This window comes from Streptomyces sp. NPDC040410 (assembly GCF_055595715.1).
In genome coordinates this window covers 1-5,196 of sequence record NZ_JBVIVK010000056.1, presented here as the reverse complement: position 1 = coordinate 5,196, position 5,196 = coordinate 1, and the positions used below count along the sequence as shown (strand labels likewise).

At 70.0% G+C, this 5,196-nt stretch carries 1 protein-coding gene; it reads right to left on the bottom strand.

What is annotated here, in order from left to right; all coding sequences use genetic code 11:
• Positions 1 to 5,196: non-ribosomal peptide synthetase (locus ACZ562_RS38175; protein ID WP_471189286.1), on the bottom strand; the 5,196-nt coding region annotated here is incomplete at both ends.

Genomic DNA, 5,196 nt, shown 5'->3' with positions numbered 1-5,196 from the left:
GCATCCACACCAACCCACCCACCAAACAACCCCAACACCGACGAACCCACACCCACACCCACACCCGTACCCTCAAGCGAAGACCCACCCCACTCGACGAGTACGCGCTGGCGCTGCTGCTCGTCGAGCACCCTGACCTCGCGCAGGGCGGTGTCCGGGCCGCCGTCGAGCGTCGCGGCCAGGGCGGCGACGACGTTCTCGATGGCGGTGCACAGCATCAGGCCGACGGCGCTCGGGTCGAGTACGTCCAGCGTCTGCACACTCAGGCTCAGACCGGCGGCGTCCTGGTCGTTGACCGACACCACCAGCGGATAGTTGGTCCGCTCCTCCATGAAGACGGTCTGGATACCCTGCACCGACTCCGGCCGGTCCTGTCCGTCTTCGGCGGGGGCCCGGGTGGCACCGGCGGTGTGCCGGTAGTTGAAGAGGGAGGAGAAGAGCGGGGTGTTCCCCGCGATCCCGCTGGCCTGCTGCGCTACCGCCAGCGGCGCGTGCTCATGCTCCAGCAGCGCGGCCAACTGGTCCCGCATGCCCTCCACTGCGGCCCGTACCCCTACGGGACCGGTCTGTACGCGGACCGGGAGCGTGTTGATGAAGGGGCCGAGCACCCGGTCGGCGCCCTCGCCGGCGTTCATCCGCCCGAACAGCACGGTGCCGAACACCACGTCGTCCCGCCCGGCGAGCGACGCGAGCACCCGCGCCCACACCACATGCAGGACCGTCGCCGCGCTGACCCCCAACTGCCGGGCCACCGACCGCAAGGCACCGGCGACCTCATCGGGGACCGGCAGCATCTGGGCACGCAACCCGCTGCCGTCGCCGCGCACATCCATCAGCCCGTACGGTGCGGTCGGCTCGGTCACATCACCGAGCAGCCCGGCGAAGAACCGCTCGTGCTCGGCCCTCGGCACCGACCGCGTCTGCGCCACGAAGTTCCGGAACGGCAGCGCCGGAGCCAGCCGCTCCACCTGCCCGGTCAGAACCGCCCGCAGCTCCTGAAGCACCACGTCCATGCCCATGTGGTCTTCGATCATGTGATGCATCCGCAGCAGCCCGAGCAACCGGCCCTCGCCGACCGTGGCCACATGCAGATCCATCAGCGGGGCGCGGCGGAGGTCCATCACCGATCCGACGGCACGTACCAGAGCGTCCACTCGCTCCGCGGGATCGGTGACCTCCACGTCCAGGACATGCTCGACCACCGGCAGCACCACCTGCCGCCACACCACCTGTACCGGCTCCCGCAGGCCCTCCCACACCACACCGGTCCGGTAGACATCGTGACGGTCGACCACCTGCTGCAACGCGCCCGCGAACTCATCCAGCCGGGCCCGCGACTCAAACTCCACCACACGCACCGTCACATAGGCGTCCTGGCCACCGCCTGCCATCAGGTGGTGGAAGAGCATGCCCTCCTGTAACGGCGCCAGCGGATAGACGTCCGCCACGTTCGCCGCGCCGCCTTCGACGGTCCCGACCACCTGGTCGATCTCGGCCTGCTCCAGCTCCACCAGCGGCAGCATCTCGGGCGTGATGTGCTGCGCGTCCGCCGGGATCAGGTTCTCCGGCACCTCCACCGACCCGACCGCCGCAGCCCGCGCCAGCCCGGCCGGAGTCGGTGACTCGAACAACGCCCGCACCGACACCGGCACACCACGGGCACGCAACTGCTCGACGAGTGACACGGCGAGAAGAGAATGTCCACCGAGCTGGAAGAAGTTGTCCTCCACCCCGACCTTGTCCAGCCCCAGCACCTCGGCGAAAACCGCGCACAGGATCTCCTCCTGCACGGTGGCCGGGGCCCGGCCGGTACCACTGGCGTACTCAGGCGCGGGCAGGGCCCTGCGGTCCAGTTTCCCGTTCGCGGTCAGCGGCAGCTCGTCCAGGGCGACGAACGCCGCCGGCACCATGTACTCCGGCACCCGTGCCGCGACCAGCTCGCGCAGGCCGTCGACGTCCTGGCCTTCCGGCACGACATAGGCCACCAGAACATCATCGCGAGCCACCACCGCGACCTGGGTGACATCGGCATGCGTGAGCAGTACGGCCTCGATCTCACCGGGTTCGATACGGAAGCCACGTACCTTGACCTGCTGGTCCGCGCGTCCGGCGAAGAGCAGTTGCCCGTCGGCCGTCCAGCGCGCGAGGTCGCCGGTGCGGTACATCCGCCGACCGGCATCGAACGGGGACGCCACGAACCGCTCGCCTGTCAGCCCCGGACGGTTGACGTACCCGCGCGCCAGCCCGGCACCGGCCACATACAGCTCACCCGTGACACCCACCGGCACCGGCTCAAGAGCGTCGTCCAGCACATACAGCCGGGTATTGGCGATCGGCCGCCCGAACGGCACCGGCCCCGCACGCTCACCATCCACCTCGCTGATGGCCGCGATCACCGTGCTCTCGGTCGGCCCATACGCATGCACCAACCGCCGCCCCACCGACCAGTCCCGCGCCACCGCCTCACTGATCGCCTCGGAACCGACCACCATCGGGCCCACATGCGCGAGATCAGCCGGCTCCAGCACCCCGAGCAGTGAAGGCACCACGCTGGCGGACCGGACGCCCGCCAGCTCCGCCAACCGCTGCGGCTGCTCGCGCTGCTCATCGCTGGCGATCCACAGCGCGGAACCCGACGACAACGCCACCGCCACATCCAGCACCGACGCATCGAAGCTGAACGAGGCGAACTGCAAGACGCCCACGCCGGGACCAGCACCCATCACCGGCCCGAACACCGACACCAAGTTCGCCAGCGAGGCGTGCGAGACCGCCACACCCTTCGGCGTCCCCGTCGAACCCGACGTATAGATCACATACGCCAAGTCCCCAGCCACACCGGGAGCCGCATCCGACTCCCCCGGCTGATCCAGCTCCTCCGGACCGACGACCACCCCCACACCCGCATCCGCGAGCATGAACTCCACACGCTCTGGGGGCAGTTGCGTGTCGATGGGGAGATACGCAGCCCCCGCCTTCCACACACCCAAGATCCCGGTGATCACCCCGGCGCCCCGCGGGAGCCGCAGGCCCACCACGGACTCCGGTCCGACACCCTGACCCCGCAGATAGTGCGCCAGCCGATTCGCCGCCGCATCCAGCTCCCCGTACGACAGCTCGATGCCCTCACTCACCACCGCCACCGCGTCCGGAGTCGACGCAGCCCACCGCTCGAACGACTCGACAACAGTGCTGTCGAGGCTGTCGGCGGCCGTGTCGTTCCAGTCGACGAGTACGCGTCGGCGCTCCTGCTCGTCGAGGATGAGCACCTCGCGCAGCGCGGTGTCCGCGCCGCCGTCCAGTGCGCCCGTGAGCGCGGCGACGGTGTTCTCGACGGCGGTGCGCAGCAGCCTGCCCACGGCCTGCGGGTCGAGTACGTCCACGGTCTGCACGCCCAGGCTCAGACCACCCGCGCCACGGTCGTTGACCGACACCACCAGCGGATAGTTGGTCCGCTCCTCCATGAAGACGGTCTGGATGCCCTGCACCGAATCCGGCCGGTCCTCGCCGTCGCCGGCAGGGCCCCGGGCGGTGTCGACTATGTGCCGGTAGTTGAAGAGCGAGGTGAACAGAGGGGTGTTCCCGGCGATCCCGCTGGCCTGCTGCGCGACCGCCAGAGGCGCGTGCTCATGCTCCAGCAGCCCCGCGAGGTCGTCCCGCATCCGCTCCACCGCGGCCCGTACTCCGACCTCGCCGGTCCGTACCCGCACCGGGAGCGTGTTGATGAAGGGGCCGAGCACCCGGTCAGCACCCTCACCGGCGTTCATCCGCCCGAACAGCACGGTCCCGAAGACCACGTCGTCCCGACCCGACAAGGTGCCAAGCACGCGCGCCCAGGCCACGTGCAGCACCGTGGCGGTACTGACCCCCAGCCGCCGCGACGCCTCCCGCAGCCCCTCGACAACCTCACCGTCCACGTTCACCACACCGGACACCACACCGCTGGCGTCACCGCGCACATCCAGCAGTCCGTACGGTGCGGTCGGCTCGCTCACATCACCCAGCAGCCCGGCGAAGAACCGCTCATGCTCCGCACGCGGCACGGCCCGCGTCTGCGCGACGAAGTTCCGGAACGGCAGCGCGGGAGCCAGCCGCTCCACCTGCCCCGTCAGCACCGCCCGCAGCTCCTGAAGCACCACATCCATGCCCAGGTGGTCCTGGACCAGGTGGTGCATCCGCACCAGCCCCAGCCACCGGCCCTCCGCCACCTCCGCCACATGCAGATCCATCAGCGGCGCACGCCGCAGATCCATCACCGACCCACCGGCCCGGGTCAGGGCGTTCACCCACTGTGCGGGCTCTGTCGCCCCGACCTCTACATCGAGTACGTGCTCGACCACCGGCAGCACAACCCGCCGCCACACGACCTGCACCGGCTCCCGCAGGCCCTCCCACACCACACCGGTCCGGTAGATGTCATGCCGGTCCACCACCTGCTGCAACGCACCCGCGAACTCATCCAGCCGGGCCCTCGACTCGAACTCCACCACCCGCACGGTGAGGTAGATGTCGGCGCCATCGCCAGCCATGAGGTGATGGAAGAGCATGCCCTCCTGCAGGGGCGCGAGCGGGTACACGTCGGCGATGTTCGCCGCGCCGCCTTCGACGGTCCCGACCACGCGGTCGATCTCGGCCTGCTCCAGCCCCACCAGCGGCAGCATCTCGGGCGTGATGTGCTGCGCGTCCGCCGGGATCAGGTTCTCCGGCACCTCCACCGACCCGACCGACGCAGCCCGCGCCAGCCCGGCCGGCGTCGGCGACTCGAACAACACCCGTACCGACACCGACACGCCCCGGCCGCGCAGCCGCTCGACCAGCGACACCGCCAGCAGGGAGTGCCCGCCGAGCCGGAAGAAGTCGTCCTCGACACCGACCGCTTCCAGGCCCAGCACCTCCGCGAACACCGCGCAGACCACTTCCTCCTGCACGGTGACCGGAGCCCGACCCGCACCCGTGCCGTACTCCGGCTCCGGAAGCGCCCGTCGGTCCAGCTTCCCGTTGGCGGTCAGCGGCAACTCGTCCAGGGTCACGAACGCCGCCGGCACCATGTACTCCGGCAACCGCGACGCGAGCAGTTCCCGTAGCGCCGCCGCGTCTTGGACCGCCGGGACGACGTACGCCACCAAGGCACCCTCACGGGCGATGACAGCGGCCTGGGTCACCTCAGGGTGAGACAGCAGCACGGTCTCGATCTCA